This window comes from Devosia sp. P1_H9 (genome assembly GCF_056405135.1).
Genome location: NZ_JBFUCQ010000022.1, coordinates 2,501 through 5,539 on the forward strand (window position 1 = coordinate 2,501; position 3,039 = coordinate 5,539).

Annotated in this window: 2 rRNA genes (1 of these 2 running past the window's edge); both read left to right on the forward strand. The window is 54.1% G+C overall.

Annotated elements, in window-relative coordinates:
• Nucleotides 1-2,635 (forward strand): 23S ribosomal RNA (locus AC1DYL_RS22715); it begins 93 nt to the left of the window's first position.
• Nucleotides 2,636-2,763: 128 nt separating this feature from the next.
• A 5S ribosomal RNA gene (gene rrf / locus AC1DYL_RS22720) occupies nucleotides 2,764-2,879 on the forward strand.
• Nucleotides 2,880-3,039: the final 160 nt, after the last annotated feature.

Genomic DNA, 3,039 nt, shown 5'->3' on the forward strand with positions numbered 1-3,039 from the left:
TAAGCTTTGATCCGAGGATTTCCGAATGGGGAAACCCGACCATTTAGGTCACCCGAAAGGGAGCTAACCCAGGGAACTGAAACATCTAAGTACCTGGAGGAAAGGACATCAACCGAGACTCCGTTAGTAGTGGCGAGCGAACGCGGACCAGGCCAGTGGCCAGGGTGTAAGAACGGGAAGAAGCTGGAAAGCTTCGCCATAGTGGGTGATAGCCCCGTACCGGTAGAAAGCATCTTGGTCCTCGAGTAAGGCGGGACACGTGAAATCCTGTCTGAACATGGGTAGACCACTATCCAAGCCTAAGTACTCGCATGCGACCGATAGCGAACAAGTACCGTGAGGGAAAGGTGAAAAGCACCCCGACGAGGGGAGTGAAATAGTTCCTGAAACTGGATGCATACAAACAGTCGGAGCCCAAGACGCGTTCTGGGTGACGGCGTACCTCTTGTATAATGGGTCATCGACTTAGTCTAACTAGCAAGCTTAAGCCGTTAGGTGTAGGCGCAGCGAAAGCGAGTCTGAATAGGGCGTCAAGTTAGTTGGATTAGACCCGAACCCGAGTGATCTAGCCATGTGCAGGCTGAAGGTAAGGTAACACTTACTGGAGGGCCGAACCCACGTAAGTTGAAAATTACGGGGATGACGTGTGGCTAGGGGTGAAAGGCCAATCAAACTCGGAAATAGCTGGTTCTCCGCGAAAGATATTTAGGTATCGCCTCAGACGAATACCTTGGGGGGTAGAGCACTGGATGGGCTAGGGGGTCTCACCGACTTACCAAACCTAACCAAACTCCGAATACCCAAGAGTACTATCTGGGAGACAGACGGTGGGTGCTAACGTCCATCGTCAAGAGGGAAACAACCCTGACCTACAGCTAAGGTCCCCAAGTCATGGTTAAGTGGGAAAGCATGTGGGAATGCTTAGACAACCAGGAGGTTGGCTTAGAAGCAGCCATCCTTTAAAGATAGCGTAACAGCTCACTGGTCAAGCGTTCCTGCGGCGAAGATGTAACGGGGCTCAAACCATGCACCGAAGCTTAGGGTTTGCACTTTGTGCAAGCGGTAGCGGAGCGTTCCGTAAGCCTGCGAAGGGATACTCGTGAGAGATCCTGGAGGTATCGGAAGTGCGAATGATGACATGAGTAGCGATAAAGAGGGTGAGAGACCCTCTCGCCGTAAGTCCAAGGGTTCCTGCGCAATGCTAATCAGCGCAGGGTTAGCCGGCCCCTAAGTCGAGGCAGATATGCGTAGACGATGGGAACCACGTTAATATTCGTGGGCCTGGTGGTAGTGACGGATCGCGCGGGTTCGTATCCCCTTATTGGATTGGGGGTGCGATGAGCCGGTTCCAGGAAATAGCTCCACCAACATAGACCGTACCCTAAACCGACACAGGTGGACAGGTAGAGCATACCAAGGCGCTTGAGAGAACTATGCTGAAGGAACTCGGCAAATTGCACGCGTAACTTCGGGATAAGCGTGACTTCTATTCGGGCAACCGGGTAGAAGTGGCACAAAAAAGGGGGTAGCGACTGTTTATCAAAAACACAGGGCTCTGCGAAGTAGCAATACGACGTATAGGGTCTGACGCCTGCCCGGTGCCGGAAGGTTAAATGGAGAGGTGCAAGCTTTGAAATGAAGCCCCGGTAAACGGCGGCCGTAACTATAACGGTCCTAAGGTAGCGAAATTCCTTGTCGGGTAAGTTCCGACCTGCACGAATGGCGTAACGACTTCCCCACTGTCTCCAGCATAGACTCAGCGAAATTGAATTCCCCGTGAAGATGCGGGGTTCCTGCGGTCAGACGGAAAGACCCCATGAACCTTTACTATAGCTTTGCGCTGGCACTTGTGTCGGCATGTGCAGGATAGGTGGTAGGCTTTGAAGCCGGGACGCCAGTCTCGGTGGAGCCGCAAGATGAGATACCACCCTTATCGTCATAGGTGTCTAACCGCGATGTAACAGCATCCGGGACAGCGCATGGTGGGTAGTTTGACTGGGGCGGTCGCCTCCCAAAGAGTAACGGAGGCGCGCGATGGTGGGCTCAGGACGGTCGGAAATCGTCCGCTGAGTGCAATGGCATAAGCCTGCCTGACTGCGAGACTGACAAGTCGAGCAGAGACGAAAGTCGGTCATAGTGATCCGGTGGTCCCGCGTGGAAGGGCCATCGCTCAACGAATAAAAGGTACTCTGGGGATAACAGGCTGATACTGCCCAAGAGTCCATATCGACGGCAGTGTTTGGCACCTCGATGTCGGCTCATCACATCCTGGGGCTGGAGCAGGTCCCAAGGGTATGGCTGTTCGCCATTTAAAGTGGTACGTGAGCTGGGTTCAGAACGTCGTGAGACAGTTCGGTCCCTATCTGCCGTGGGTGTAGGAATGTTGAGAAGAGCTGACCCTAGTACGAGAGGACCGGGTTGGACGAATCTCTGGTGGACCTGTTGTCGCGCCAGCGGCATTGCAGGGTAGCTATATTCGGACGGGATAACTGCTGAAAGCATCTAAGCAGGAAGCCTCCTTCAAAACGAGCATTCCCTTGAGAGCCGTGGAAGACCACCACGTTGATAGGCTGGATGTGGAAGCGCCGCGAGGTGTGAAGCTGACCAGTACTAATAGCTCGATTGGCTTGATCGTTCTCATTAATCCATGCCCGCAAAGCGCGGCACGGAACGAGTGATCGGCACCCAATAGATCAAAAAATCATCTGCTAGGCACCGCGCCGGCAGCATGGAACCAGAATTCACACGCATGTTTTTCGCCGATCTGGTGGTAATTGCGAGGGGCCCAGAACCCGATCCCATCCCGAACTCGACCGTTAAACCCCTTTGCGCCGATGGTACTAAGTCTCAAGACTTGGGAGAGTAGGTCGCTGCCAGGTCTGCCAAAAACATGCGTTCTCTCAACGACTAGAACAACAAAACCCCGCCCGCGAAAGCCGGCGGGGTTTTGCTTTGTCAGCTAGCCACCAAGCTGTTCCAGCCGGCACTGCTCCGCACGCTTGTCCGGACGCCACCGCAACAGCCGCGTCCCGTGACGAA